We start from the raw sequence: 25,043 nt of genomic DNA on the forward strand, positions 1-25,043 counted from the left end.
GTGGATAACACGTATGGACAGGCGCTGCGCCGTGGGGTGCAGCGCCTTCGTGCTGCCGGGGTACCAAGCCCCGAGTGGGATGCGCGCATCATTGCCACGCACCTTATTCATTGCGGCCACATGGATATCCCGCTGGACCAAGCTCCTATGCCCGGTTTCGATATGGCCTATGATGCGCTGCTACGTCGCCGCGAGTCCCGCGAGCCCCTACAGTACGTGCTAGGCAGCGCCTGGTTCGGTCCGCTGGAGCTCAAGGTGGGCCCTGGCGTATTTATCCCGCGGCCGGAAACCGAGGTGTTGGCGGACTGGGCGGTGCGCAATGCGGACGGCCCGCGGCTGGTGGACTTGTGCACTGGCACAGGGGCATTGGCACTATATCTGCACCACTACTTACCTGAGGCGCAGGTGCGGGCAGTTGAGCTTGCCGACGCCGCCTTGGCCTACACCACTGCCAATACCCGCGGCAGCGGGGTAGAGGTTATTCAGGCCGATGCTACGGATGCCACTACCTTGGCGGAGTGGAACGGGACCGTGGACCTTATCGTGACCAACCCGCCGTATGTACCGGAGACGCCGGACCTCGATCCGGAGGTCTACCATGATCCACACGACGCGGTCTTTGCCGGTGAGGATGGGATGGGCGTCATCACCGGCCTCATCCCGACGTTCGCCCGCCTTTTGCGCCCGGACGGCAAGGTGGCCATCGAGCACGATGACTCCACGAGCGAAGCCGTACAAGCCGCAATGGCCCGCTACGGCGGCTTTGAAAGAATTTCGGCGCTGCAGGACATGACGGGAACGCCCCGCTTTGTCACTGCGGTGCGCGCGGTAGACTAAGACACCACTTAGGGCAAGAAGGGGAAAGACTATGCAAGGAAAGATTTTTAACTGTGCCGATGAGGCCGAGCGCGAAGAGGGCCTGAACATTGCGGTCAAGGCTGCACAATCCGGTCGCCTCGTGGTCATGCCCACCGATACGCTGTATGGCCTTGGCTGCGATGCCTTTGATAATGATGCCGTAGCCAATCTCTTGGCTACCAAGCAGCGCGGTCCGGATATGCCGGTACCGGTTTTGGTTGGTTCCTGGGATACCGTTCGCGGTCTCGTGGCTTCCTATACCGATACTGCGCGTGATTTGGTCGAGGCCTTTTGGCCGGGTGGCCTGTCTATCGTTGTTCCTCAGGCGCCATCCTTGCCGTGGAACCTCGGTGATACCCGCGGCACGGTAATGCTGCGCATGCCGCTGCACCCCATTGCAATTGAGCTTTTGCGCGAGGTTGGTCCGATGGCTGTGTCTTCCGCCAATATTTCTGGCCACCAGCCACCAACCACCGCGCTTATGGCTAAACAACAGCTGGGTAAAGCCGTAACGGTTTACTTGGATGGGGGAGAGACGGCCGTCGGTAAGCCTTCCACCATCATCGATCTCTCCGGTGAGCGCCCGTATCTACTCCGTGAAGGCGCGCTCTCGGCCGAGGAAATCGGCAAGGTTATCGGCCTCGATGCCCAAGCCCTGCGCACTCGTCCCCAGGCTTAAGGAGGTATTCGCGTGAGCGGCAGTGGTGTCCCGCTGCGCGAGTTGGCCCTTGTCATCCTCGTCGCAGCAGCGTTTACGTATCTGACCACCGGTGTGGTGCGCTCCTTTTTAGTGCGCACCGGCCGGGTGGCGGAAATTCGCCTGCGCGACGCCCACACGCAGCCCACACCCCGTATGGGCGGCGTGGCCATGTTTACCGGCTTTGCGGCGGCAATATTCCTCGCAGCCCAGCTTCCAGCCTTGACTCGCGGCTTTATGCCCGTCACTCCGGAAATGAATGCGGTGCTATGGGCGGCCTTGGCGCTGGTGCTTGTTGGCGTGGTCGATGACCTAGTAGAACTCAGTGCCGTCGTGAAGCTTTTTGGCCAGCTTTTCGCTGCCACGCTCATGAGTGGGTTGGGCCTTACCTGGACACTACTTTTCATTCCGTTTGGCGGCGGCACCACCGTTGTGCTGGACCAATTGCAAAGCACCCTGCTCACCGCATTCTTTACCGTCTTGCTTATCAATGCCATCAACTTTGTAGACGGGCTTGATGGCCTGGCAGCAGGCCTTGGAATGATTGCAGGAGGGGCAATTTTAGTCTTTTCCTTGACCGTCCTCCATGACCAGGGCGGTGCGGTATCGGCCTATCCGCCAGCCATTATTAGTGCCGCACTGGTGGGAATGTGCGCCGGCTTCTTACCCCATAACTTCGAACCTTCCCGCATTTTTATGGGCGACTCCGGCTCCATGCTTATCGGCCTCTTGCTCGCTGCGGCCTCAACTTCTGCGTCCGGCAAGATCAACATGTCTCTGTATGGCACGGTGGATATTGTCGCGTTAATGTCACCCATTATCGTGGTCGCCGCGGCGGTATTTATTCCAGTCCTCGACCTTGTCTGGGCTGTTATTCGCCGCCTATCGCACGGCCGTTCACCGTTTTCTGCGGATAAGGCGCACATTCATCACCGCCTCCTCAAGCTTGGGCATACTCATAGGCGTACCGTGCTAGTGCTCTACTTGTGGGTTTCCGCAGTGGCATTTGGTGCGGTGTCCTTTTCCATCGTTCCCGCGCCGGTGGCCATTGGCGTGACTATTGTGGCCCTGCTTCTCGCGTTTGCAGCTACTCTCGTGCCCTTGCGGCAAGGAAAGATTGGCCCTGCTGCCCGAGAGACCGTCGTGGTGGCGGAAACCGAGCCCTCGTGAGGTAGGCTCGGTCTCCGTGAATGATCCTAAAGTAAACTCTGATTTTGATGATCCGCGTCTGCCCCTCAAACGCGCCGTGCAGCTAGGTGTCAAAGCGTTGCTTGTCATTATGCTGGTATCACTTGCCATTTGGGGGGGATTGAAAGGCCTTCCCGGAATTTGGGGCGTCTTAATTGGTGCAGCCCTAGGCGGAGGATTCGTATTGTGTACGGCTCTTTCAGTCCTATTTACAGCCAAGTCAAACCCCTCGACAACAATTGCAGTGGTGCTCGGTGGGTGGCTGCTTAAGCTAGTTTTGCTCTTGGGGGTTTTGGCAGTAATTAGGGAAATGGATTTCTATGACACGTGGGCCTTGTTTCTTAGCGTAGTTGCAGCTCTTGTTGTAACCCTCGGAACCGAAGTCTGGGGGATAGTTACTTCTAAAGTGACGTACGTGGCTTAATCGGCGTTCAAAGAATGCTGCCAAAAGCTTGGGGCAGCTCAGCATCATGGGGGATACCGAGCAGCTCTATTTCATCTGTTACTTGCGGTTATGAGAGATTTATACCCCCGACGAGGGGCGGGTGAGATGTGGTGTGATGAATTCCACGCTTATGAGTTTGGCCAGCAAATCGCAGGTTTATAGCTTAATTACTTACTTTGGAATTGAAGAGTAGCTTCTATGGGGCCCCCACGTGCAAAAACTCAGGATCCAGCTGATACGATTCACTTCGGGTTACCGTGGAAGTAGGCACGTGCTCTCTTCCGGTATTGGTAAATCCCTGTCTTGTTCATGCTGATGTGCGACGGAGTCCGTGAACAGGACAGAAAGTTTGAGACGTCCATCGCACCACAAAAGCTTTTACAAGCTGTGTGGCCCGAACACGGGAGAGAACGCTGAGCGTTACAACATTGGCTATGAAAGGGCACTTCCACACGCCCGATCTAGGTGAAGAATTCTTCCCGGGGCAAATTGATGCCGACCATCTTTTTTTCGGTGACTTCGCCGGCGGATGGTTCGCGCTTGATCGCCTGATGCTGATTCGAATCTTGATGACGCTAGTTGTGGTGATCCTTTTCTGGGCCGCCTTTAAGAACCCTAAGTTGGTTCCTTCTGGCATTCAGAATGTGGGCGAGAATGCGGTCGACTTTGTCCGTATTCATATCGCTGAGGACATTTTGGGTAAGAAGGAGGGAAAGCGATTTCTGCCAATTATCGCTAGCATCTTCTTCGCGGTTCTATTCATGAACGTTGCGACCGTTATTCCGGGGCTTAATGTCTCGCCGAACGGACGTATTGGTATGCCAATTGTCTTGGCCGCGGTTTCGTACATTGTGATGATTTACGCGGGTGCCAAGAGGTATGGCCTTGGTAAGTTCATTCGCTCCTCGGTAGTGATTCCGAACTTGCCACCGCTATTGCATCTTTTGGTGGTACCGATTGAGTTTTTCTCTACGTTCATCTTGCGGCCGGTTACCCTTGCTATTCGTCTCATGGCGAACTTCCTTGCTGGACACATCATTCTGGTTCTTCTCTTCTCTGCTACGAACTTCTTCTTCTGGCAGCTGAATGGTTGGACCGCACTGTCTGGATTAACCATTATTCTGGGCTTGGCTATGAGCCTGTTCGAGATTCTGGTTATCTTCCTACAGGCGTACATCTTCGCTCTTTTGACGGCGGTGTACATTGAGCTGTCCTTGCACGCTGATTCGCACTAAGGACGAGGTCGACGAGCGCGACCGAGTAAACCACCTAATTTAAACCATCGACATTCAGTCTTGAGACAGACTGAAATTCTACGAAAGGGAACGACTTTCACCATGAACGAAATCATTCTGGCAGCGGATGCCGCTTCGAAGTTTGAAGGACTGGGCACCATTGGTTATGGCCTGGCGGCTATCGGTCCAGGCATCGGTATCGGTATCGTTGCCGGCAAGACCGTTGAAGCTATGGCCCGTCAGCCAGAAATGGCTGGCCAGCTGCGTACCACCATGTTCCTGGGTATCGCCTTTACTGAGGCCTTGGCACTTATCGGCCTCGTTGCCGGCTTCCTGTTCTAAGAGCTCGAGTTTTCACACCGAATCTTTTAAGACGGGAGACCAATGAATAACGTCGTTTACTTGCTTGCAGCAGAGGGCGGAGATAACCCAGGTTCGGGTAGTTTCTCTGTTCTTCTGCCCAAGAACTATGACATTTTCTGGTCTTTGCTGTGCTTCATCGTAATTCTGTTGCTGTTCTGGAAGTTTGTAATTCCTATGTACAGCAAGATGTTGGCAGAGCGTGAAGACCGGATCGAGGGCGGCTTGAAGCGTGCCAAGGCTCAGCAGGCCGAGGCCAAGGCTGCTCTGGAAAAGTACAATGCTCAGCTGGCTGATGCCCGTGCAGAGGCAGCCGAGATTCGCGAGCAGGCGCGCGAGCGCGGCAAGCAGATCGAGGCCGAGGCCAAGACCAACGCGGAAGAAGAGTCCCGCCGCATCGTCGCCAACGGCGAGAAGCAGCTGGAGGCTTCCCGTTCGCAGGTTGTTACTGAGCTGCGTTCCGAAATGGGCCAGAACTCCATCAACCTGGCGGAGAAGATTCTGGGCGGCGAGCTTTCCGACGCCTCTAAGAAGTCCTCCACCATTGATGGCTTCTTGTCCGAGCTCGACTCTGTGGCACCGGCCGGAAAGTAGGCAACTATGAAGGCAGCTAGCCGCGAAGCACTCGCAACCTCGCAATCTCGCTTGGATGAAATCCTTGCTGGCGAGAATAACGTCGCCACCGCCGCACAGGCGGGCTTGGACATCTTTGAGGTTGTCGATGTCTTGGATGATGACCGCGAACTGCGCGTTGCATTCACCGATATCGCCGCCCCGAGCGAGGCACGTAAGTCCCTAGCGGAGAACCTTTTTGGCTCCAAGATTTCTGGTGGTGCGCTGCGCATCATTCAGGAAGCTGCGGCCGTACAGTGGTCCACTCCGAAGGACTTTGTCAAGGGATTGGTTTCCTTGGGCCGCCGCGCACTGCTGCGTGGCGCTGAGGCGCAGGGCCAGCTGGGCCAGGTAGAAGACGAACTCTTCCGCCTTTCCCAGATCCTTGACCGCGAGGGCGAGCTCACCCAGCTGCTTTCCGACCGAACTGCTGATTCCGCCCGCAAGCGCGGATTGCTGGCAAACGTGCTCTATGGCAAGGTCACGATGTTTACTGAGGCACTGGTGCTTCAGGCCATCTCCCGCCCAGAGCAGAACCCGATCGATGATGTGGCCGCTTTGGCTGATTCTGCAGCAGACCTGCAGGACCGCACCATTGCGCGTGTTACCGCAGCGGGTGAACTAAACGAAGGCCAGCAAGCAGTACTCGCTGAGAAGCTGGGCAAAATTTATGGTCGTGCGATGTCCATTCACTCTGAGGTTGACACCAGCCTCCTCGGTGGCATGCGCATCCGCGTCGGCGATGAAGTCATTGACGGTTCTACGGCAGGCAAGATTGCTCGCCTGCGTGCCCAGATGGCGTAGCCGAAACGACAGAAACGATTTAAGTAAGTGCTGGAAGATACTACCGAGAGCAGGAAGAACATGGCGGAGCTGACGATCTCCTCCGACGAGATCCGTAGTGCGATTGCGAACTACACCTCGAGCTACTCCGCGGAGGCCTCCCGTGAGGAGGTCGGCGTGGTCATTTCGGCAGCTGACGGTATTGCGCAGGTTTCTGGCCTGCCGTCCGTTATGGCGAATGAGCTGCTCGAGTTCCCAGGCGGCGTGATTGGCGTCGCACAGAACCTTGACACTAACTCCATCGGTGTCGTGGTCCTGGGCAACTTCGAGTCCCTCAAGGAGGGCGACGAGGTTAAGAGGACCGGCGAGGTTCTCTCCATCCCAGTGGGCGAGGAATTCCTCGGCCGCGTAATTAACCCTTTGGGTCAGCCGATTGACGGCATGGGCCCAATCAACGCTGAAGAGGAGCGCGTCCTCGAGCTGCAGGCACCGTCCGTGCTGCAGCGCCAGCCGGTTGAAGAGCCAATGCAGACCGGCATCAAGGCTATCGACGCAATGACCCCGATCGGCCGTGGCCAGCGTCAGCTGGTCATCGGTGACCGTAAGACCGGTAAGACCGCGGTGTGCATCGATACCATTTTGAACCAGAAGGCTAACTGGGAGTCCGGCGACAAGGATAAGCAGGTACGCTGCATCTACGTCGCAATTGGCCAGAAGGGCTCGACCATCGCTGGTGTGCGCCGCACCCTTGAGGAGCACGGCGCACTCGATTACACCACCATCGTGGCCGCACCGGCTTCCGATTCCGCCGGCTTCAAGTGGTTGGCACCGTTCTCCGGTGCAGCGCTGGGCCAGCACTGGATGTACCAGGGCAACCACGTCCTGGTTATCTACGATGATCTGACCAAGCAGGCTGAGGCCTACCGTGCCATTTCCTTGCTGCTGCGCCGTCCCCCGGGACGCGAGGCATACCCGGGCGATGTGTTCTACCTGCACTCCCGCCTGCTGGAGCGTGCTGCCAAGCTTTCCGACGACATGGGTGCTGGCTCCATGACCGCACTGCCGATCATCGAGACCAAGGCAAACGACGTCGGCGCCTTCATTCCGACCAACGTCATTTCTATTACTGACGGCCAGGTCTTCCTGGAGTCCGACCTGTTCAACCAGGGTGTTCGTCCGGCTATTAACGTCGGTGTTTCCGTCTCCCGTGTCGGTGGCGCTGCACAGACCAAGGGCATGAAGAAGGTTGCCGGTAACCTGCGTCTGGACCTAGCCTCCTACCGTGATCTGCAGGCCTTCGCGGCATTCGCATCTGACCTGGATGCTGCCTCCAAGGCTCAGCTGGAGCGCGGTTCCCGTCTGGTTGAGCTGCTGAAGCAGTCCGAGTCCTCCCCGCAGCCGGTGGAGTACCAGATGGTATCCATCTACCTCGCCGAGGCTGGCATCTTCGACGTCGTTCCCGTTGAAGACGTCCGCCGCTTCGAGGACGAGGTACACGAATACCTCAACGCCAACACCCCAGAGGTCTTTGAGCAGATTTCCGGCGGCAAGCCGCTAACCGATGAGTCCAAGGACGCATTGGTTGCGGCAGCTAAGGATTTCCAGCCGACCTTCCGCACCTCCGAAGGCCATAACTTGGGCTCTGAGGCACCGGTAGAGCCTTTGGATGAAAGCGACGTAAAGAACACCGAGCTCAACGTCTCCCGCAAGACGGCTAAGTAGAGTTCAGAACTCATAACTAACCGTCTAGATTAAAGAAGGGAGGAGAAACGATGGCTAATCTTCGCGAACTACGTGACCGCATCCGGTCCGTTAATTCGACTAAGAAGATCACCAAGGCCCAGGAGCTTATTGCTACCTCGCGCATTACCAAGGCGCAGGCCAGGGTAGAAGCATCTCAGCCTTATGCGACTGAGATGACCAGCATCATGAATAAGCTGGCTTCCGCCTCTACGTTGGAGCATGACATGCTGCGTGAGCGCGAAGACGGAAACGTCGCAGCCATTCTCGTGGTCACTTCTGACCGCGGTATGTGTGGCGGCTACAACAACAACGTCTTCAAGAAGGCCGCACAGCTGCAAGCTCTCCTGGAAAGCAAGGGCTACGAGGTAGTTCGGTACGTTACCGGCAACAAGGGCATCGGCCACTACAAGTTCCGCGAGGACGAGGTAGTTGGCAGCTGGGGCGGTTTCTCTCAGGACCCAACCTGGGAGGCCACCCACGATGTGCGCCGTCACCTGATTGATGGCTTTATTGCTGGTTCCAACGGCACTACCAAGGGCCGCGACGGCCTGCATGCGCAGGGTGAGGGCGTAGGTGTACGTGGCTTTGACCAGGTACACGTTGTCTACACCGAGTTTGAGTCCATGTTGACCCAGACTGCGCGCGCACAGCAGCTGTTGCCAGTTGAGCCGGTTATTCAGGATGAGGAGTACCACCTCGGTGACTCCGCTCTGTCCGACGCCGAATCTGCGGAGGATGTTGCCGCCGGATTCGAATTCGAGCCGGACGCAGATACGCTGATGGAAGCTCTGCTTCCGCAGTACGTCTCGCGTATCCTGTTTGCTATGTTCTTGGAGGCTTCTGCCTCCGAGTCCGCTGCACGCCGTACAGCTATGAAGTCTGCTACTGACAACGCAACCGAGATGGTCGAAGACCTCTCCCGCGTGGCTAACCAGGCCCGTCAGGCACAGATTACCCAGGAAATTTCAGAGATCGTCGGTGGCGCTGGCGCGCTATCTGACAGCGCAGAAAGTGACTAGATTATGACTACAGCTCTGCAAGAGCAGAATGCACAGTCTTCGGCAGTCGCCGGTCGTGTCGTGCGCGTCATCGGTCCGGTTGTGGACGTGGAGTTCCCACGTGAGGCACTGCCGGCCCTGTACAACGCACTGCACGTCGACATCAAGCTCGAAGCTGTTGCAAAGACCGTCACCCTCGAGGTCGCTCAGCACCTCGGTGACAACCTTGTCCGTACCGTGTCTATGGCACCGACCGACGGCCTCGTCCGCGGTGCCGAGGTCATCGACTCCGGAAAGCCAATTTCCGTGCCGGTCGGCGACGTCGTCAAGGGCCACGTCTTCAACGCCCTCGGTGATTGCCTCGATGAGCCGGGTCTCGGCCGCGATGGCGAGCAGTGGGGAATCCACCGCGAGCCGCCAGCGTTCGACCAGCTCGAGGGTAAGACCGAGATTCTGGAGACCGGCATTAAGGTCATCGACCTGCTGACCCCGTACGTCAAGGGCGGCAAGATCGGCCTGTTCGGCGGTGCAGGTGTGGGTAAGACCGTTCTGATTCAGGAGATGATTACCCGTATCGCCCGCGAGTTCTCCGGTACCTCCGTCTTCGCCGGCGTCGGCGAGCGTACCCGTGAGGGCACCGACCTCTTCCTGGAAATGGAAGAAATGGGCGTGCTGCAAGATACCGCCCTTGTCTTCGGCCAGATGGATGAGCCGCCAGGAGTCCGTATGCGTGTGGCTCTGTCCGGCCTGACCATGGCGGAGTACTTCCGCGATGTGCAGAACCAGGACGTGCTGCTGTTCATTGACAACATCTTCCGTTTCACCCAGGCCGGCTCTGAGGTTTCGACCCTGCTGGGTCGTATGCCTTCCGCCGTGGGCTACCAGCCGACCTTGGCTGATGAGATGGGTGTTTTGCAGGAGCGCATTACCTCGACCAAGGGCCGTTCCATTACGTCCCTGCAGGCCGTTTACGTTCCTGCCGATGACTACACCGACCCGGCTCCGGCTACGACGTTCGCTCACTTGGACGCCACCACCGAGCTGGACCGTGCTATTGCCTCCAAGGGTATTTACCCGGCAGTGAACCCGCTGACTTCTACCTCTCGTATTCTCGAGCCAGGTATCGTCGGCGAGAAGCACTACGAGGTTGCACAGCGCGTCATCGGTATTCTGCAGAAGAACAAGGAACTCCAGGACATCATCGCCATCCTTGGTATGGACGAGCTGTCTGAGGAAGACAAGGTCACCGTTCAGCGTGCCCGTCGTATCGAGCGCTTCTTGGGCCAGAACTTCTTCGTTGCGCAGAAGTTCACCGGCCTGCCGGGCTCCTACGTACCGCTGTCCGAGACCATCGACGCCTTCGAGCGCATCTGCGATGGCGAGTTTGACCACTACCCAGAGCAGGCTTTCAACGGCTTGGGCGGCCTTGACGACGTCGAGGCTGCATACAAGAAGTTGAACGAGAAGTAGGGAGAGGCACATGGCTGACATCACCGCCGAATTGGTTTCCGTCGAGCGCCTGCTGTGGTCTGGACAGGCCTCCATGGTCACGGCTGAGACCACCGAGGGTGAGATCGGCGTGCTTCCCGGTCACGAGCCAATGATCGGTCAGTTGATCGATAATGGCGTGGTGACCATCCACCCAGTGGACGGCGAGCGCCGCGTCGCCGCCGTGCAGGGTGGTTTCCTCTCCGTTACCCAGGACAAGATCACCGTCCTCGCTGATTGGGCCATCTGGTCCGATGAGGTGGATGAGGAGAAGGCTCAGAAGGACTTTGCTTCTGAGCACGAGCTCGCCAAGTCCCGTGGCGAGGCCGCACAGCGTGCTGTCCGCCGCGCCAAGGCTTAGTACCTTGGATTGATAGGAGAGGGCAGCAATAGCCGCCCTTCCTGCTCTCTAAAGGCGCCCCGGTTTAAACCGGGGCGCCTTTTTGCGTTTTCTTTGCCTTTTCTTATTGGCGTATAGGTCCTGCCAAGCGCTACAATTCAAGAATCAGTTTCTCCACAAAGCGAGGATGGCGTGAAGGCCCATGAATTCAACGGTGGTTACAGTGCTTCTGTGGGCCCTTGGCGTGGCCCTATTGCTGGTTATTTTTCTGGCTGCGCTTCGCTTTTTTACCGTGCGTGCCCGCGGCACTGCCGTCTTGCTACGCCGAGTACCCGCTAGAAATTCCCTTTCTTGGCGCCATGGTTCGCTGCGTTATGAAGGCGAATTTGTGGAGTATTTCAAGCTCCGCTCCGTTTCTCCGCGCTGCGATCTGCGTATCAACCGCCTCGACATCGAAGTAGTAAGCACCCGCTCGCTCGATGATGCCGAGGCTTCTTTTATGTCTGCCGCCACCGAGGTTGTGCGCTTTCGGGTCAAGGGCCGGGAATATGAGTTGGCATCTGATGCCCACGGCATTATGGCCTTCGGGGCGTGGGTAGAGGCCGCACCATCCAAACGTCAGCAGCGCTTCGACTTCCGGCAACTTCGCCAGCGCGCTACCCGTCAATCCAAGCGATAAGGTTACCCGCTAGGGTAGAGGGCATGCGTTTAGTAATCGCCCGATGCTCCGTAGATTACGTGGGCCGTTTGGATGCCCACCTTCCCATGGCAGACCGTCTACTCATCGTCAAGGCTGACGGCTCTGTATCCGTGCATGCTGATGACCGCGCGTATAAGCCGCTTAATTGGATGACCCCTCCGTGCACGTTAAAAGAATCCGCCATTGAGGACCTAGACGGTGACGATACCGGCGAGGTTTTGTGGCTGGTGGAAAATCCTAAAGGCGAGCAGTTGCGCATTACAATTGCTGAGATCCATGAGGAAATCTCCTATGACATGGGTGAAGACCCAGGCCTAGTCAAAGACGGCGTGGAGGCTCACTTGCAAGAGCTTTTGGCAGACCAGATCGATACCTTGGGCGATAGCTATACGCTGGTACGCCGCGAATACCCAACGGCGATAGGCCCGGTAGACATTATGGCGAAAGATGAAAACAACAAAAATGTTGCCATCGAGGTGAAGCGCCGTGGTGGGATTGATGGCGTGGAGCAGCTGACGAGGTATCTGGAGTTGCTTAACCGTGATGAGCTTCTGGCCCCAGTATCTGGTGTATTCGCGGCCCAGGAAATCAAACCGCAGGCCCGCACGCTAGCAGAGGACCGAGGCATTCGGTGCGTCGTACTGGACTATCAGGAACTCCGCGGACTTGAGTCGAACGAATTGCGATTGTTCTAATGCCACGGCGGAATAGACGCAAACCGCTCGAGCTTCGATCCTTGCCTAAAGATGGGTCGACTTTTCTCGGCTCGCAGACGGTCGAGGGGCCTAGCTGGACGCACGGTGAACCCTATGTTATGCGGCATATCGGTTCTGCGCGTGCCCAAAAGTACTATGTGTGCCCAGGGTGTAATCAAAATATTCCTCCCGGGGTGGCTCATATCGTGGCGTGGCCGCGCGACGTGGGCCGCCAGGGCGATGATCGTCGGCACTGGCACCGCCACTGCTGGGAGCGTAGGTAGACTAGCGGGCATGATTGTTGCATTCTCTGTAGCCCCTGCAGTAGTTAATAATGATTCCCAAGAAATGGCTGACGCCGTCGCTGAGGCCGTGCGCGTAGTCCGCGAATCCGGCCTTCCTAACGAGACCAATGCCATGTTCACCCTGCTTGAAGGCGAGTGGGACGAGGTCTTTGGAACTATTAAGAAGGCCACTGACGCGGTGCGTGCGGTATCCCCGCGCACATCTTTGGTGGTCAAGGCTGATATTCGCGAGGGCGTAACCAATCAACTGACTGACAAGGTAGATGCGGTTAACCGCCGCCTTGCAAAGGAGGACTAGATGACTTCAGCAAATAATGCTTATGTAGGAGGCGCGCTCGACCTCAGCCAAGTAAAGGCGCGGGCCGAGGCACGGCAGAAGGCACAGGAATCTCCGCAGACCACTGCTGGCGGGATCCAACCCTTCTTCACTGTGACGGAAGCTAACTTCGACCAGGACGTGGTGCGCCGTTCTACGGAAGTTCCGGTGATTGTTCTCATTGGCACCGCCCGTTCCACGCAGTCGGAGCAGCTAAAGACCGACCTACAGGGGTTGGCCGCGCAAGGAAACCGCAGTTTCCTAGTTGCCTACGTGGATGCAGATACTACCCCACAGGTTGCGCAGGCCTTTGGCGTGAAGAACCTCCCCACTGTGGTGGCCCTGGGCGCTGGGCAGCCGCTGACGAATTTCGAGGGTGCACAACCACTAGATGCGCTAAAACAATGGGTAGATGCCTTGGTGCAGAATGTTGGCCCACAGTTGAAGGGCCTACAGAGCGATGCGGGAGAGCCCCAGACCCAAGAGGAAGAAGAGGATCCGCGCCTCCAAGAAGCAGAGGGCTTCTTAAATGCTGGCGATTTTGATGGTGCTCTTAAGGTCTATAACTCCATCTTGGAGGCTGAGCCCGAAAACGTGCAGATTAAGCAGGCCCGCGATACAACCGTACTGCTCAAGCGCCTTGATCCTGCCAACCAGACCGAGGATCCGATTGCGGCTGCGGAAGGGGACAAGGGGGACGTCGATAAGCAGATGCGTGCTGCCGACGCCGAAGTGGTTGCCGGCGCCCCAGAAAAGGCCTTTGATCGCCTCATCGAGACGATGAAGGCAACGGCCGGTGATGAGAAAGCTCGCGTGCGCGAGCGCTTGCTGGAGCTCTTCGGGCTCTTTGAGGGCAATGACCCGCGCGTGATGGAAGCTCGCACCAAGCTGGCGAGTGCCCTGTACTAGCTTGGGTAGGATGGGAAAGCATGACTTCAGTGCTTTTCCTGTGCAATACAAATCGCGGCAAGTCGCAGATGGCTGCGGCGCTTGCCGCCAAGCATGCGCCTGAGTGGGATATTTACTCGGCTGGGGTGCAAACTTCCCCGGAACATATCCAGCAGGGCATCAATCAAGAGGCCAAAGCTTCCCTCGCGAAGGTGGGGGCAGAAATGACTGGTACTCCTGCTCTAGTGGATCCCCACCTTGCTGCCGCTGTCGACCACGTCATCGTGGTAGGTGATGCGGAATATGACGGGCCAGCGCAGAGGTGGGCCATCGAGGATCCCTCGTTGCGTGGTCTGGAAGGTGAAGAGCGCATGGATGCGCTTCGCGATGATATCGAAGCGCGCGTGGTGGAGTTCCTACGCACGCAGCGATAGGCGTTTTATTGCTCCAGTACGTACCACTGCACCGAGTTGGCCGGTAGGTGAAGCGTGGCGGAATTATCCGCCACGTGAATATGCTGAGGAAGCGGGTTCCCAGCGCCCTCATAAACGGCATCATCGGTGTTAAGTACCATTTTCCAAGCACCATCACGTGGAACCCAGAGGCCGTAGTTGGGAATGGAAGAACCCGACAGGTTGCACACAGCGAGCAAGGCAGACCCGTCCGCGCCATAGCGGACGTAACCCAGCACGTTATTGTTCGAGTCATCGGCCTTGACCCATTGGAAGCCGTCTTGGCTAAAATCCTGGCTCCACAAAGCTGGGGTGTCGCGGTAAATGAGGTTGATATCGCGCACGAGGCGCTTAATGCCCCGGTGCCACTCATTGCCCCAACCATCGAGGTTGCCCCAATCCACGGAATGCTCCTCGGACCACTCGGTGGTTTGTCCAAATTCCTGGCCCATGAAGAGCAGATTCTTGCCAGGGTGGGAGAACATGTAGCCATACAAAGCGCGCAATCCGGCGGCCTTATTCCAGTCGTCGCCAGGCATGCGCTGCCACAGTGAACCCTTGCCGTGGACTACTTCGTCGTGGCTAAACGGCAACACGTAGCGCTCAGAATAGGCATACACCATGGAGAAGGTGAGCTCGCCATGGTGATAGGAGCGGTGGATGGGCTCGTGCTTGAAGTACTCCAGGGTGTCATTCATCCATCCCATATTCCACTTCAGGGAAAAGCCCAGCCCGTTCTCGGAAGTAGGAGCGGTAACGCCCGGCCAGGAGGTGGATTCCTCGGCGATGGTGAGTACGCCAGGATGGGTGCGGTTGAGGGTGGCGTTGGTTTCCTGCAGGAATTGGACGGCTTCTAAATTCTCGCGCCCGCCAAACTGATTGGGTAGCCATTCATCGCGGGAGTAGTCCAGGTAAAGCATGGAAGCGACGGCGTCTACGCGCAGGCCGTCAATGTGGAATTCTTCAGCCCAATACAGGGCGTTGGCTACGAGGAAATTGCGCACCTCATTGCGGCCAAAGTCAAAAACATAGGTACCCCAGTCGGCTTGCTCGCCGCGGCGGGGATCGGGGTGCTCATAAAGCGCTTGACCATCGAAGCGGCCTAAGGCCCAGTCATCTTTGGGGAAGTGGGCTGGCACCCAGTCCACGATGACCCCGATGCCGTTTTCGTGCAGTGCATTGACTAATGCGCGGAACTCATCCGGCGAGCCCCACCGCGCTGAAGGCGAGTAATAGCCAGAGACTTGGTAGCCCCAAGAGCCGCCGAAGGGGTGCTCGGCCACGGGCAAGAGCTCGACGTGGGTAAAACCATGCTCCTTGAGATAAGGGATGAGCTCCTCGCGAAGTCGGTTATAATTCGCCCCGACCTTCCACGAGCCAACGTGGACCTCATAGATGCTCATCGGGACATCGAGGTTGCCGGTGCGCTTGTCCATCCACGCGGAATCAGACCAGCCGAAGCTGGTGGAATCCACGATCGAGTCCGTTTCCGGCGGACAGGTGGTGCGCTTGGCCAATGGGTCGGCCTTGTCTTGGCGGCCTTCCTGGCTAAAGATGGCGAACTTATAGTGTTCGCCAGCACCGATGCCTGGGACAAAGACCTCCCATACGCCGGTAGAACCGAGCGAACGCATGGGGTACTGGGTAGGATTCCAGCCGCAGAAATCGCCCACGACGGCAACACCTTGGGCATTGGGGGCCCATACGGCAAAGGACACACCGCTTACGGGGCCCATCTCTGTGTCATAAGAGCGTAGGTTGGCGCCGAGGACATCCCAAAGGCGCTCGTGGCGACCTTCGCCGATAAGGTGCAGATCTAGAGAGCCGATGGTGGGCAGGAAATGATATCCGTCTGCCACGGTGCGGGTAGGGGCGCCGGGGTAGGAGATTTCGAGGCGGTAGTCGCAGTTCTCGCCTACTTCCGCTTCCCAGATATCGTCGCCCACCAAATTCATAGACAAGGATTGTGTGGGGGTATGAAGTTGTACCGCGGTGGCACCAGGCTGGCGGGTACGGACGGTACCTTCATGCCAGCCGTAGAATCCGTGTGGGTCATGGTGGCGGCAGTCATTGAGGCGAGCGAGGTCAGCGGCCGGGATGTTCATATAATCAGGGTACCTAGATTGGGCGCGTTCCGGTGGACAAATGTTTACGGGCGATAGTCGGTGACCTCGCGCCAGGTGAGCTGCTCCTGCAGGGCGTGGTCGGCAGGGGGAAGGACGAAGACATGGGCGACGTCGCGAAGCGGCTCTAAGCGCACAAAATTGCGCTCGGACCAGTGATAGGCAGAGCCGGTAATCGTGTCTTGGACGGTATAGGACTCGCCGGGATGGCGGCCGATAGCGCGCATATCTACCGTAACGGTCGCTTCTTGCGCATTGCGCGGATCCAGGTTGACCACGACGAGGACCACATTGCCAGTGGCTGGATCAGCCTTGGAATAGGCAATGATGGCGTCATTGTCGGTGTCATGGAAGCGGAGGGTACGCAGTTGTTGCAATGCGGGGTTATCGCGGCGAATCTGATTGAGCAGCCGGATATAGGACTCTAAAGAGTCTCCTGACGCAACCGCAGCAGCAAAGTCGCGCGGCCGCAATTCGTACTTCTCCGAATCGAGGTATTCCTCGGACCCTGGGGCTACCGGGGTGTGCTCATAGAGCTCAAAACCGGAGTACACGCCCCATAGTGGAGACATGGTGGCAGCGAGGACAGCGCGTATGGCGAACATGGCGCGCCCCCCGGTTTGTAAAGATTCATGCAGGATATCCGGGGTATTGACAAAAAGATTAGGCCGGCAAATATCCGCCTGCTCTACGTGCATCTGGCCAAATTGGGTGAGCTCATGCTTCGTGGTCTGCCAAGTGAAGTAGGTATAGGACTGGGAAAAGCCTGCTTTTGCTAGCCCGAAAAGGCGAGGGGCGCGGGTAAAGGCCTCTGCCAAGAAGATGACGTCTGGGTGGGTGGCGTGTACGCGGGTAATCAGCCAATCCCAGAAGTTGGCGGGCTTGGTGTGTGGGTTATCTACGCGGAAAGTGCTCACTCCGGCTTCGACCCAAATCATGAGCGTTTCATAGATTTCGTGGTAGATGGCATCAGGTGCGTTATCGAAGTTGAGTGGATAGATATCCTGATACTTCTTCGGTGGGTTCTCAGCGTAGGCGATGGTGCCATCAGGAAGGACCGTGAAAAATTCTGGGTGGCTGGTGGCCCACGGGTGGTCGGGCGATGCCTGCAGCGCGAAATCAAGCGCTACTTCCAGGCCAAGCTCCTCGGCGCGAGAGACCAGCTTCTTGAAGTCTTCTATTGTGCCCAATTCGGGGTGGGTGGTGGAGTGGTCCTGGATGGCCCACGGGCTTCCCACATCACCGGGCTCAGCAACGACCGAGTTATTTTTTCCCTTGCGGTGCACCTTGCCAATGGGATGAATGGGTGGAAAATACACCGTATCGAAGCCCATATCGGCCACGCGCTCTAGTGCTTGGGCAGTAGTGTCGAAGGTGCCGTGCACAGGATTTCCCTCTTTGTCCCAGCCACCCGTGGAACGGGGGAAGAGCTCATACCACGAGTTATAAAGCGCGGCCGGGCGCTCCACGTAGACCTCGTGAATGGCGCCTTCTACTAGGAGATCGCGCAGGGGATGGGAGTGCAGGATGTCTGTGACCTCGTCCGAGAGCGCTACCTGCACGCGCTTATCGACGTCCAAGGACTCATCCTCCAAGTCCCGTGCAGCAGCAAAGAGGGGCGCCACAATATCCGAGGGGGTCTGGAGAGCCGCCCGAGAAAATAGATCCGCACCATGCTGGAAGTCATTGGCCAACTCGGCAGCGGATTGCCCAGCCGCCATCTTTTTAGTAACCGCGTTCTTCCACGTAGCAATGGGATCGGACCAGGCATCGACGCGGAAGTACCAGGTGCCTTGGGTGCCTGGGGTAAAGACGCCGTGCACTCGATCTTGGTCTTTGGGGTCTACCTGCATGGTGACAGAGGACGTAGCCGTGGACCGCGCCGCCCAGGCAGACAAAGTGGCTGAGACCGCGTCGTGGCCTTCGCGCCAGACCAGTGCGGTGACAGGAATTACCTCGCCCACAACGGCTTTAGAAGCTACAGAACCGGCGGAGATAAGCGGGCGGACATCGTCAATACCAAGGCGAGTAGTCATGCCCATAAGACTAATGCAGCTGTGTCAATTTCACCGGGCAAAGAATAAATCAGTCACAATGGAGGGCGTGAACGACGTAACTCCTACAGATCAAGATTGGCTCGTAGATTTTCGCGGCGTCGAGTTGCGCCGCGGCGGCAAGACCCTCGTTGGTCCTGTGGACTGGCAAGTGGAGCTCGATGAGCGCTGGGTCATTATTGGCCCCAATGGCGCGGGTAAGACCTCGCTAGTGCGCATGGCCGCGGCCGAAGAATTCCCGTCGAAGGGCACCGCCTTTTTGATGGGGGAGCAGATCGGCAAAACTGATATGCGCGATCTGCGCGCGCTCATCGGCATCTCCTCCGCTGCAGTGCAATCGCGAATCCCCGAAAATGAGCGCGTGGACGATCTCGTCGTCTCCGCAGGCTATGCAGTGCTGGGCCGCTGGCGGGAGGAATATCAGGACATGGACTTCTCCCGCGCTGATGAGATTTTGGCCCAGGTAGGTGCAACCCACCTGAAGGAGCGCACCTGGGGAACATTGTCAGAGGGCGAAAAGAAGCGCGTCGTCCTCGCCCGCGCACTCATGACTAACCCAGAGCTGCTCATCCTAGACGAGCCTTCCGCCGGAATGGACCTGGGAGGCCGCGAAGACCTGGTGGGATACCTCGGCGATCTAGCCATGGATCCAGATGCCCCAGCCATCGTCATGATCACCCACCACGTGGAGGAGATCCCATACGGATTTACCCACGCCATGCTGCTGGATGAGGGTAAGGTAGTGGCAAAAGGTCTGATTAATTCAGTCCTCACCTCAGAAAACCTGACTCGCGCCTTCCACCAGCCCATTCAGGTAGACCGCATTGGACAGCGATACTTCGCCCGCCGAGCTTCTCTATGACCAACCCTTTTCATGACCGTATCGATGCCGTTGACGCCAGCGATACCACCGGCTTTAACGGTGGGCGCTTGGCGGCAACCGTCCTGCTTCTACGGGACGGCACCGACGGTCTTGAAGTATGGGTACAAGAGCGCGTGCACACCATGCACAATTACCCGGGGCATTCGGTCTTTCCCGGCGGCGGCGTAGACCCACGCGACTTTCCGCCGCGTTCCTGGGACTCGGGCGAACTATGGGCCGGAAAATCCGTCATCTCCATGGCCCGACGGATGGGCGTAACAAAGTACAAAGCCCACGCGCTAGTATTCGCCGCTGCCCGGGAGCTCTTTGAGGAAGCCGGCACCCTCTTTGCCATCCGCGAAGACGGAATTGTCTCCAATGCACGGCGGTATCACAAGGAGCGAAAACTACTCGAGAGCCACACCATTTCCTTTACCGAATTCCTCAGCAATAACGGCATGCGTGTCGACGCCGATATGCTCCTTCCCTGGGCACGGTGGGTAGGAAAGGGAAAAAGCCACTGGTTCGACACCTTCTTTTTCGTCGGGGTGCTGCCCTCTGGCCAAGAACCCGATGGGGATACCGACGAGGCGGACGATGCCGGATGGTTTTCTCCCCAGCTCATCCTGGACGGCTGGCGCGCCGGGCTGGTGCGCCTAGTCATTCCTACTTGGGCGCAGATGCAGAGGCTGAGCAGATACTCCTCGGTTCAAGAAGTCCTCGATGATGCGTCCTTTTCTGACCTGCGCCCTGTTATCGGGGATCCGCGCGAGGACCCTCGTTACCGCGAATTCTTTTCCACCACCCCTTTAGACCGCATATGAGTTATACCCCCGCAGAAGTCAGCTTCTTGATTGAGCACCACGAGGAAATTGCTCACCTCGATCTCACCTTGACCAAGGCTTCTCGGCTTAAAGACACCGAAGTCTTGAAAGAGAAGTTCGGCGACTATGGCCGCGCAGTCATGGAGCTGGTGACCGCACGTAGTTCGGGCAAGCTTCCCAGTGATTGGCTGATGGACGCCGACTCAGCCCAACAAGCAACCCCCGTCGAGGTTGCGGCATACCGGGCGGCATTTCTTGCAGAGCAGGGGGTGGGCAGCGTCCACGACATCACCTGCTCCATCGGTACGGAAGGTCTAAATTCTCCGCTCGACTACTTTGGCTCAGACTTGGACGAGTCGCGCGTGAGAATGGCGAGGCACAATCTTTCTTCGACCAAGATCTTTCGCGCTGATGCGCTCACCACTACAACGACTGCCGATGTCCTCCTTGCAGATCCCGCCCGTCGCGCCGGAGGTAGAAGAATCACCCGGCCGGAGGATCTCGTGCCACCGCTTCCAGAGGTCGTCGACAAGCATCGAGACAAGGAATTGGCCATTAAGTGTGCACCCGGCCTTGATTTCAGCGAATGGAACGGCCTTGTTACCGTCGCAAGCGTCGACGGCGGAGTAAAAGAAGCCTGCCTTTATACCCCAGGCCTAGGAACCGGCCGAAGGGCAGTAATGATTCGTGGACACAAGCTAGACGTCCTCGATGATCAAGAAACAAACCTGCCCGAGGCCGGAGACATTGGTAGCTACCTCATTGACCCGGACGGTGCCATTGTGCGCTCCGGCTTGGTGCGGCATTACGCGGCACGGGAAGGGCTGCACCAAATCGATGAGCGCATCGCGTACCTGACAGGGGAGAGGATTCCGCAGGGAGCCTCGGGATTTCCATTCATAGAAAAAGTACCCCTAAAGAGATTAAAATCCGTACTTAAATCCTATGACGCGGGGAGCTTGGAAATCCTCGTGCGCGGGGTAGAAGTGGACCCTGACCAGCTGCGGAAGAAGATGAAGCTCAAGGGGAAGAAGCCTTTTGCGGTAATCATTACGCGAATTGGCGCACAAGGAATCGCCTTGCTGTGCAAACCCCGAGTATCATCGTCCGAGGATAATTACGCAACATAAATATATCGGAAAGGTGAGTGCCCAATGCCAACTATCGTGGCTCTGGTCAAACACGTGCCGGATACGTGGTCTACCAAGTCTTTGGAAGATGACCACACCCTGGATCGCACCTCCGTGGATAACGTCATTGATGAGGTTAATGAGTATTCCGTGGAACAAGCCCTGCGCCTGCGCGACGACAACCCGGATGCGGGTTATAAGGTAGTAGCGCTGACCATGGGGCCGGCCCAGGCAGACGAAGCATTGCGCAAGGCACTGGCTATGGGTGCCGATGACGCGGTGCTTGTCTCCGATGATTCGCTGGCGGGAGCGGATGCGCTGTCGACCGCATGGACTCTTAACGCTGCGCTGAACAAGCTTGACGACGTCCAATTGATCACCGCTGGCACCGAGGCCTCCGATGCCTCGACCGGCCTACTTACTGGATTGCTCGCCGAATACCGCCAGCTGCCTGCCCTTACCGGGCTGCACAAGGTAGAGCTGGCGGGCGGCACGCTGCGTGGCACGCGAGATGATGCGCGTGGCACCTGGGAACTAGAAGCGCCGCTGCCTGCAATTGTTTCTGTGAACGATAAGAGCGACAAGCCGCGCTTCCCTAACTTCAAGGGATTGATGGCTGCTAAGAAGGCGGAAATCACTACTTTCTCCTTAGCTGATTTGGGAATTGAGGCAATTGCGCCCACTACCTCCGTTTCGGCCGCCGAAAAGCGCCCACCGCGCACCGCTGGCGAGGTTATTTCTGAGCCCAACCCGCAAGACGCAGCGAAGAAGATCGCTGACTTCCTAGCCGCAAAGAACTTGATTTAGGAGTCGATATGTCTCACGTTTACGTATTAGTTGAGCACGATGCGGAAAAAGTCCTTCCCGTTACCGGAGAACTGATTACGGCCGCGCGCGAATTGGGTACGGTGTCTGCAGTGGTCGTCGGCAAGCAGGCAGATAAGTTCGATGCTGACCTTGCCGCCCTTGGCGCCGCGCAGGTGGTCCAAGCAACGGCCGAAGACTATGACCAGCGCCTCCTGATTCCAGAAGTCGATGCCTTGCATGCTCTCGGCGCCGCGAACCCCGCACCTATCGTGCTGGCCGCAACTCCCGCCAATAACGAGATTGCCGGCCGCCTAGCTGCCCGCCTCGCTTCCGGCGCACTGGTCAATGTCAGCGGCATCGCCGCTGATGGTTCCGCCCAGATGACCATTTTTGGTGGCTCCTATGAGACTACCTCTACCGCTACCGGCCAGTGCCCGATCTATACGCTGCGCCCAGGCGCGGTAGAGGCCGCACCACAGCAGGTGGAAGCGCAACCAGCCCCGATGCCGTTGCCGGCCGCTACTGGCAAAGATGTCAAGGTAACTTCCTTTACCCCTGCCCAGAAATCTGCACGTCCGGAAATTACCGAAGCCAAGGTGGTCGTCGCTGGCGGCCGGGGCGTGGGTGATGAATTTGGTGATGTTATCGAGCCGCTTGCCGACGCCCTCGGCGCCGCAGTCGGCGCTACCCGCGATGCGGTAGACGAAGGCTTCTATGACGCTGCCTATCAGATCGGCCAGACTGGCGTTACCGTTTCGCCTGAACTCTATATCGGTTTGGGCATCTCCGGCGCTATCCAACACACCTCCGGCATGCAGACCTCTGGCACTATTGTGGTGGTCAACCAGGACCAGGATGAGCCATTTTTCCAGATCGCTGACCTTGGCGTTGTGGGTGACCTCCATGAAATCGCCCCGGCCTTGACCGAGGAACTGAAGGCACGCAAATAATGCCGCATTATTTTGACTACGCTGCTACCCAGCCGATGCGCCAGAGCGCGATTGACGCGTGGGTAGCTGCGGCTGGCTCCCTGAACTCCGGCGCGCAGTATGGTTCCGGCCGCAAGGCTCGGTCTGTGCTCGATGATGCCCGCGAGAAGGTTGCTTCACTCCTCGGCTGCGAGCCAATCGAGGTGATTTTCACTTCTTCTGGCACAGAGGCAGACAATATCGCCATTCAGGGACTTTATGCGGCCGGTAAAACAAACCGCATAGTTTCCACCGATATTGAGCATCCCGCCGTGCGCGATACCGTGGCTAAGCTGCACAATTCGGGTGCTGCCGTCGAGATTCTTCCTGTCGATCGCTCCGGACACATAGCAGACCTGTCGGCTCTAGACACGCTTGCCGACGTCGCTACCTGCATGTGGGCCAATAACGAAACCGGCGCCATTCAACCCATCGAAGATATTGCCGCCCGAGCCAGCGCAGTGGGTACACCGGTACACGTTGATGCCGTGCAAGCGGTAGGAAAGGTTCCCATCGACTTTTCCCACCTAGGGATCACCAGCCTTGCAGCTAGCGCCCACAAGTTCGGCGGTCCCCGCGGCATTGGCCTACTTCTAGCCAAGCGGAGTCCCTCACCCCAACCCATTGCCTATGGCGGTGGGCAGGAGCGCGGAATTCGTCCTGGAACTGTCGACGTCGCTGGTGCTTCCGGTCTAGCTGCGGCTTTGGAGGAATCCGTCGCGGAAATTTCTACTCAAGGTGAGCGGATTTCCGCGCTTCGCAATAAGCTCCGCGATGGAATTCTCGCCACCATTGACAATGCAGTCATCAATTCCACTGAACCGTGTTTGCCTTCTCACTTGCACGTCTCTTTCCCTGGTGCAGATGGCGATAGCCTCATCATGCTGCTAGATTCCCTGCAGATTGAGGCCTCAACCGGCAGCGCCTGTAGCGCAGGTGTAAACCGCATGTCTCACGTTCTGGAAGCGATGGGAGTAAGCGAGGCTGAAGGAATCGGTTCCTTGCGCTTTACGCTAGGCCGGCTTACTTCGGAAGAAGATGTCGATTACGTGTTGGCTCATCTTCCCGAGGTAATCTCCCGAGCCCGATCCGTCTAGCTTTCATTCCTTTCCTTCGCCGCTGCCCGTCGGGCGGCGATAGCTTGGCCCACCGTTAGCGCCCAGTTCTTGTTCTTGGGTGCTAGCGGTCCTTGGGGCTCGTCATATTCCCAGCGCCCATCATCAAACAGCCACACAATGTCCCCAGTGTGCGGATCCATGATATAAAAAGCACCGCCGTCAGTCTTGACGTTATGGTGGTGCTGGCATAGTGAAGCCAAATTGCTCCCTGCAGTTTTCCCTCCCCGAGCATGGTCAATGCGGTGGTCTTTCTGGCAGCTTTCCGCAGGGCGGTAGCACCCCGGCCAGCGGCACACCCCATCGCGGCCTTCCACATAGGCGCCTATGAGCGGGGGAGTAACGTAGCTTTCGCTTTCCATTTCTTTGGCTAAGTCCATGTCTCGCGTCTGAGCGGGGCGCAGGTTATCCGCGGTCTCTGGGCTTACCCATCCGAATCCCCGGATAAACGCGGGTGCAGACTCCTGATCATGGGCGCGATACATATGCAGAACTACCTTAGTCCGAGACTCAATTTCACCCAGAATCAATTTGGCCAGTGCTTCTGCCTTGGAAAGGCCATGTTCCTCGGCGGCTTTGCTGATGTGTTCGTCGATAGCTATAAGGGTAGTTTCGTCAAATTCAACTGCTAGCCCGGCTTTGCCACCGAAGCTGGAGTAGGTGAAATAGGAGTTATTCTTCGTGGGAGCCTCTTTATTTTCTTCGGTGGATGGGTTTTCAATAGCAATGAGGCCATTGAGTTTTCGCCGTAAATTCGTGTTGGAGGGCAGTACCTGTCCCGGCTTCGAGGGGGTCAAATAACGAGATAGTTCTTGGTCTATCCTCTCGAGGGTTTCCGCAGGGACATCACCGAGCTTGCTAAGTACGGCGTCGATAGTAATGAGGCGAGAGAAATCCAGGAAGTAGTAGGTTTCCTGCAGGGTCATTGTTAGAGGTAACTCAGCCAGCCGGTAGAGCGCCATGGTTATATCGCGCGTGCGCCGCTCACTCAATCCCGTACGGGTGGCAAGGGTATGGCAAGAAATGTCGAAATCGTCTTCTAAGTCTGGTTTGGCAT

Annotated in this window: 27 protein-coding genes; 24 read left to right on the forward strand and 3 right to left on the reverse strand. The window is 57.5% G+C overall.

What is annotated here, in order from left to right; all coding sequences use genetic code 11:
• From prmC to QP990_RS05435, 18 genes are all read left to right on the forward strand, one after another.
• On the forward strand, positions 1 to 837 hold the full coding sequence (gene prmC / locus QP990_RS05350; RefSeq protein ID WP_284798644.1) for a peptide chain release factor N(5)-glutamine methyltransferase: 837 nt from the start codon (positions 1 to 3) through the stop codon (positions 835 to 837).
• A 31-nt stretch (positions 838 to 868) separates the two neighbouring features.
• The gene (locus tag QP990_RS05355; protein WP_284798646.1) at positions 869 to 1,537 is read left to right on the forward strand and encodes an L-threonylcarbamoyladenylate synthase; all 669 of its coding nucleotides are present in this window, start codon (positions 869 to 871) and stop codon (positions 1,535 to 1,537) included.
• 12 nt (positions 1,538 to 1,549) lie between these two features.
• On the forward strand, positions 1,550 to 2,725 hold the full coding sequence (locus QP990_RS05360; protein ID WP_086588743.1) for a glycosyltransferase family 4 protein: 1,176 nt from the start codon (positions 1,550 to 1,552) through the stop codon (positions 2,723 to 2,725).
• A 16-nt stretch (positions 2,726 to 2,741) separates the two neighbouring features.
• Complete coding sequence (locus QP990_RS05365) at positions 2,742 to 3,167, forward strand: hypothetical protein (protein WP_284798648.1); 426 nt, start codon at positions 2,742 to 2,744, stop codon at positions 3,165 to 3,167.
• Positions 3,168 to 3,622: 455 nt separating this feature from the next.
• Positions 3,623 to 4,423, forward strand: a complete 801-nt coding sequence (atpB, locus tag QP990_RS05370; RefSeq protein WP_284798649.1) for a F0F1 ATP synthase subunit A — start codon at positions 3,623 to 3,625, stop codon at positions 4,421 to 4,423.
• A 102-nt stretch (positions 4,424 to 4,525) separates the two neighbouring features.
• Complete coding sequence (locus QP990_RS05375; protein ID WP_023021753.1) at positions 4,526 to 4,765, forward strand: ATP synthase F0 subunit C; 240 nt, start codon at positions 4,526 to 4,528, stop codon at positions 4,763 to 4,765.
• Positions 4,766 to 4,807: 42 nt separating this feature from the next.
• On the forward strand, positions 4,808 to 5,377 hold the full coding sequence (locus QP990_RS05380) for a F0F1 ATP synthase subunit B (protein WP_023021752.1): 570 nt from the start codon (positions 4,808 to 4,810) through the stop codon (positions 5,375 to 5,377).
• 6 nt (positions 5,378 to 5,383) lie between these two features.
• Positions 5,384 to 6,199, forward strand: coding sequence for a F0F1 ATP synthase subunit delta (locus QP990_RS05385; protein ID WP_239205708.1), 816 nt, complete (start codon positions 5,384 to 5,386; stop codon positions 6,197 to 6,199).
• A 60-nt stretch (positions 6,200 to 6,259) separates the two neighbouring features.
• On the forward strand, positions 6,260 to 7,900 hold the full coding sequence (gene atpA, locus QP990_RS05390; RefSeq protein WP_023021750.1) for a F0F1 ATP synthase subunit alpha: 1,641 nt from the start codon (positions 6,260 to 6,262) through the stop codon (positions 7,898 to 7,900).
• Between the two features lie 50 nt (positions 7,901 to 7,950).
• Complete coding sequence (locus QP990_RS05395; RefSeq protein WP_023021749.1) at positions 7,951 to 8,940, forward strand: F0F1 ATP synthase subunit gamma; 990 nt, start codon at positions 7,951 to 7,953, stop codon at positions 8,938 to 8,940.
• 3 nt (positions 8,941 to 8,943) lie between these two features.
• Positions 8,944 to 10,389, forward strand: coding sequence for a F0F1 ATP synthase subunit beta (gene atpD, locus QP990_RS05400; RefSeq protein WP_049361377.1), 1,446 nt, complete (start codon positions 8,944 to 8,946; stop codon positions 10,387 to 10,389).
• Between the two features lie 10 nt (positions 10,390 to 10,399).
• Positions 10,400 to 10,768: a F0F1 ATP synthase subunit epsilon gene (locus QP990_RS05405; protein ID WP_086588747.1), complete on the forward strand. Its 369-nt coding sequence runs from the start codon at positions 10,400 to 10,402 to the stop codon at positions 10,766 to 10,768.
• A gap of 181 nt (positions 10,769 to 10,949) precedes the next feature.
• Positions 10,950 to 11,426: a DUF2550 domain-containing protein gene (locus QP990_RS05410; protein ID WP_023021746.1), complete on the forward strand. Its 477-nt coding sequence runs from the start codon at positions 10,950 to 10,952 to the stop codon at positions 11,424 to 11,426.
• A gap of 23 nt (positions 11,427 to 11,449) precedes the next feature.
• Positions 11,450 to 12,142, forward strand: a complete 693-nt coding sequence (gene nucS, locus QP990_RS05415; RefSeq protein WP_023021745.1) for an endonuclease NucS — start codon at positions 11,450 to 11,452, stop codon at positions 12,140 to 12,142.
• Positions 12,142 to 12,426, forward strand: a complete 285-nt coding sequence (locus QP990_RS05420) for a hypothetical protein (protein WP_080971253.1) — start codon at positions 12,142 to 12,144, stop codon at positions 12,424 to 12,426. The genes nucS and QP990_RS05420 overlap by 1 nt, the downstream gene beginning before the upstream one ends.
• Positions 12,427 to 12,436: 10 nt before the next feature.
• A complete protein-coding gene (locus tag QP990_RS05425; protein ID WP_034656448.1) occupies positions 12,437 to 12,745 on the forward strand; it encodes a thiamine-binding protein in 309 nt (102 codons plus the stop codon).
• Entirely contained in the window at positions 12,746 to 13,672 is a 927-nt protein-coding gene (locus QP990_RS05430) for a tetratricopeptide repeat protein (protein WP_239208306.1), read from the forward strand.
• Positions 13,673 to 13,692: 20 nt separating this feature from the next.
• Positions 13,693 to 14,085: a low molecular weight phosphatase family protein gene (locus tag QP990_RS05435; protein ID WP_259824359.1), complete on the forward strand. Its 393-nt coding sequence runs from the start codon at positions 13,693 to 13,695 to the stop codon at positions 14,083 to 14,085.
• A gap of 5 nt (positions 14,086 to 14,090) precedes the next feature.
• Here the strand turns inward: QP990_RS05435 and glgB are convergent, their stop codons facing one another.
• Entirely contained in the window at positions 14,091 to 16,208 is a 2,118-nt protein-coding gene (gene glgB, locus QP990_RS05440) for a 1,4-alpha-glucan branching protein GlgB (protein ID WP_239205702.1), read from the reverse strand.
• A 44-nt stretch (positions 16,209 to 16,252) separates the two neighbouring features.
• On the reverse strand, positions 16,253 to 18,262 hold the full coding sequence (locus QP990_RS05445) for a maltotransferase domain-containing protein (protein WP_284798658.1): 2,010 nt from the start codon (positions 18,260 to 18,262) through the stop codon (positions 16,253 to 16,255).
• Between the two features lie 58 nt (positions 18,263 to 18,320).
• Between QP990_RS05445 and QP990_RS05450 the strand changes: the two genes are divergently transcribed.
• Genes QP990_RS05450 through QP990_RS05475 form a run of 6 tightly spaced genes read left to right on the forward strand, consistent with a single transcriptional unit; the run spans position 18,321 to position 23,968 of the window.
• On the forward strand, positions 18,321 to 19,142 hold the full coding sequence (locus QP990_RS05450) for an ABC transporter ATP-binding protein (protein ID WP_049361370.1): 822 nt from the start codon (positions 18,321 to 18,323) through the stop codon (positions 19,140 to 19,142).
• Positions 19,139 to 19,966, forward strand: coding sequence for an NUDIX domain-containing protein (locus tag QP990_RS05455; protein WP_049361369.1), 828 nt, complete (start codon positions 19,139 to 19,141; stop codon positions 19,964 to 19,966). Before QP990_RS05450 ends, QP990_RS05455 begins: the two co-directional genes overlap by 4 nt.
• The gene (locus QP990_RS05460) at positions 19,963 to 21,096 is read left to right on the forward strand and encodes a THUMP-like domain-containing protein (RefSeq protein WP_284798661.1); all 1,134 of its coding nucleotides are present in this window, start codon (positions 19,963 to 19,965) and stop codon (positions 21,094 to 21,096) included. Before QP990_RS05455 ends, QP990_RS05460 begins: the two co-directional genes overlap by 4 nt.
• A 24-nt stretch (positions 21,097 to 21,120) precedes the next feature.
• Positions 21,121 to 21,903 carry an electron transfer flavoprotein subunit beta/FixA family protein gene (locus QP990_RS05465; protein WP_023021736.1) on the forward strand — a complete coding sequence of 261 codons (783 nt, stop codon included), beginning with the start codon at positions 21,121 to 21,123 and terminating at the stop codon, positions 21,901 to 21,903.
• 8 nt (positions 21,904 to 21,911) lie between these two features.
• Positions 21,912 to 22,853, forward strand: a complete 942-nt coding sequence (locus tag QP990_RS05470; protein WP_239208308.1) for an electron transfer flavoprotein subunit alpha/FixB family protein — start codon at positions 21,912 to 21,914, stop codon at positions 22,851 to 22,853.
• Positions 22,853 to 23,968 carry a cysteine desulfurase family protein gene (locus QP990_RS05475; RefSeq protein ID WP_200287680.1) on the forward strand — a complete coding sequence of 372 codons (1,116 nt, stop codon included), beginning with the start codon at positions 22,853 to 22,855 and terminating at the stop codon, positions 23,966 to 23,968. Before QP990_RS05470 ends, QP990_RS05475 begins: the two co-directional genes overlap by 1 nt.
• On the opposite strand, the gene QP990_RS05480 is transcribed toward QP990_RS05475, so the two are convergent.
• Positions 23,965 to 24,912 (reverse strand): HNH endonuclease signature motif containing protein, encoded by a 948-nt coding sequence (locus tag QP990_RS05480; RefSeq protein ID WP_234288103.1) that lies wholly within the window; start codon positions 24,910 to 24,912, stop codon positions 23,965 to 23,967. The genes QP990_RS05475 and QP990_RS05480 overlap by 4 nt on opposite strands.
• Positions 24,913 to 25,043 lie beyond the last annotated feature (131 nt).

Source organism: Corynebacterium sp. MSK071 (assembly GCF_030232125.1).
Taxonomy (GTDB): Bacteria; Actinomycetota; Actinomycetes; order Mycobacteriales; family Mycobacteriaceae; genus Corynebacterium; species Corynebacterium kefirresidentii.

What these genes read in the sequence shown, in the direction of transcription:
- QP990_RS05375 (WP_023021753.1), top strand. Translation starts at nt 4,526, where the DNA reads ATGAACGAAATCATTCTGGCAGCGGATGCCGCTTCGAAGTTTGAAGGA.
- atpA (WP_023021750.1), top strand. Translation starts at nt 6,260, where the DNA reads ATGGCGGAGCTGACGATCTCCTCCGACGAGATCCGTAGTGCGATTGCG.
- QP990_RS05430 (WP_239208306.1), top strand. Translation starts at nt 12,746, where the DNA reads ATGACTTCAGCAAATAATGCTTATGTAGGAGGCGCGCTCGACCTCAGC.
- QP990_RS05410 (WP_023021746.1), top strand. Translation starts at nt 10,950, where the DNA reads ATGAATTCAACGGTGGTTACAGTGCTTCTGTGGGCCCTTGGCGTGGCC.
- atpB (WP_284798649.1), top strand. Translation starts at nt 3,623, where the DNA reads ATGAAAGGGCACTTCCACACGCCCGATCTAGGTGAAGAATTCTTCCCG.
- QP990_RS05385 (WP_239205708.1), top strand. Translation starts at nt 5,384, where the DNA reads ATGAAGGCAGCTAGCCGCGAAGCACTCGCAACCTCGCAATCTCGCTTG.
- QP990_RS05450 (WP_049361370.1), top strand. Translation starts at nt 18,321, where the DNA reads ATGGAGGGCGTGAACGACGTAACTCCTACAGATCAAGATTGGCTCGTA.
- QP990_RS05405 (WP_086588747.1), top strand. Translation starts at nt 10,400, where the DNA reads ATGGCTGACATCACCGCCGAATTGGTTTCCGTCGAGCGCCTGCTGTGG.
- QP990_RS05470 (WP_239208308.1), top strand. Translation starts at nt 21,912, where the DNA reads ATGTCTCACGTTTACGTATTAGTTGAGCACGATGCGGAAAAAGTCCTT.
- QP990_RS05425 (WP_034656448.1), top strand. Translation starts at nt 12,437, where the DNA reads ATGATTGTTGCATTCTCTGTAGCCCCTGCAGTAGTTAATAATGATTCC.
- QP990_RS05480 (WP_234288103.1), bottom strand. Translation starts at nt 24,912, where the DNA reads ATGACCCTGCAGGAAACCTACTACTTCCTGGATTTCTCTCGCCTCATT.
- QP990_RS05455 (WP_049361369.1), top strand. Translation starts at nt 19,139, where the DNA reads ATGACCAACCCTTTTCATGACCGTATCGATGCCGTTGACGCCAGCGAT.
- QP990_RS05395 (WP_023021749.1), top strand. Translation starts at nt 7,951, where the DNA reads ATGGCTAATCTTCGCGAACTACGTGACCGCATCCGGTCCGTTAATTCG.
- QP990_RS05420 (WP_080971253.1), top strand. Translation starts at nt 12,142, where the DNA reads ATGCCACGGCGGAATAGACGCAAACCGCTCGAGCTTCGATCCTTGCCT.
- QP990_RS05355 (WP_284798646.1), top strand. Translation starts at nt 869, where the DNA reads ATGCAAGGAAAGATTTTTAACTGTGCCGATGAGGCCGAGCGCGAAGAG.
- atpD (WP_049361377.1), top strand. Translation starts at nt 8,944, where the DNA reads ATGACTACAGCTCTGCAAGAGCAGAATGCACAGTCTTCGGCAGTCGCC.
- QP990_RS05435 (WP_259824359.1), top strand. Translation starts at nt 13,693, where the DNA reads ATGACTTCAGTGCTTTTCCTGTGCAATACAAATCGCGGCAAGTCGCAG.
- QP990_RS05465 (WP_023021736.1), top strand. Translation starts at nt 21,121, where the DNA reads ATGCCAACTATCGTGGCTCTGGTCAAACACGTGCCGGATACGTGGTCT.
- glgB (WP_239205702.1), bottom strand. Translation starts at nt 16,208, where the DNA reads ATGAACATCCCGGCCGCTGACCTCGCTCGCCTCAATGACTGCCGCCAC.
- QP990_RS05475 (WP_200287680.1), top strand. Translation starts at nt 22,853, where the DNA reads ATGCCGCATTATTTTGACTACGCTGCTACCCAGCCGATGCGCCAGAGC.
- QP990_RS05445 (WP_284798658.1), bottom strand. Translation starts at nt 18,262, where the DNA reads ATGACTACTCGCCTTGGTATTGACGATGTCCGCCCGCTTATCTCCGCC.
- QP990_RS05460 (WP_284798661.1), top strand. Translation starts at nt 19,963, where the DNA reads ATGAGTTATACCCCCGCAGAAGTCAGCTTCTTGATTGAGCACCACGAG.
- QP990_RS05380 (WP_023021752.1), top strand. Translation starts at nt 4,808, where the DNA reads ATGAATAACGTCGTTTACTTGCTTGCAGCAGAGGGCGGAGATAACCCA.
- nucS (WP_023021745.1), top strand. Translation starts at nt 11,450, where the DNA reads ATGCGTTTAGTAATCGCCCGATGCTCCGTAGATTACGTGGGCCGTTTG.